Raw genomic sequence first — 247 nt, 5'->3', positions numbered from 1 at the left:
GCCTTCGAGCAGGTCGACTTGCCAATCCAGCGCCTGAACCAGGCGCTGGCGAACATGAGTGAAAAGCGCACGCCACCGCGCGAAGCCGCGCTGGCCTTCCTGCGCGATAACCGCGAGGTATGGAAGGCCTGGCTGCCCGCCGATATCGCCGCCAAGGTCGAGGCCAGCCTGTGAGCGGCGGTTTCCCTCAAGCCTTGCAGTTTTCCATCGCTGACAGCGTCAACCGCGTGGTCGACTGGCTGGTGTT

General features: G+C 64.4%; 2 pseudogenes. Both read left to right on the top strand.

Annotated elements, in window-relative coordinates:
* Nucleotides 1-174: pseudogene (locus GYA94_RS28440) on the top strand (ABC transporter substrate-binding protein); the annotation flags it as partial.
* A pseudogene (locus GYA94_RS28435) lies at nt 120-247 on the top strand (proline/glycine betaine ABC transporter permease); the annotation flags it as partial. The pseudogenes GYA94_RS28440 and GYA94_RS28435, both read left to right, overlap by 55 nt.

The organism is Pseudomonas juntendi (assembly GCF_009932375.1).
GTDB lineage: Bacteria > Pseudomonadota > Gammaproteobacteria > Pseudomonadales > Pseudomonadaceae > Aquipseudomonas > Aquipseudomonas juntendi.
This window is presented reverse-complemented; position numbering and strand designations above follow the sequence as displayed.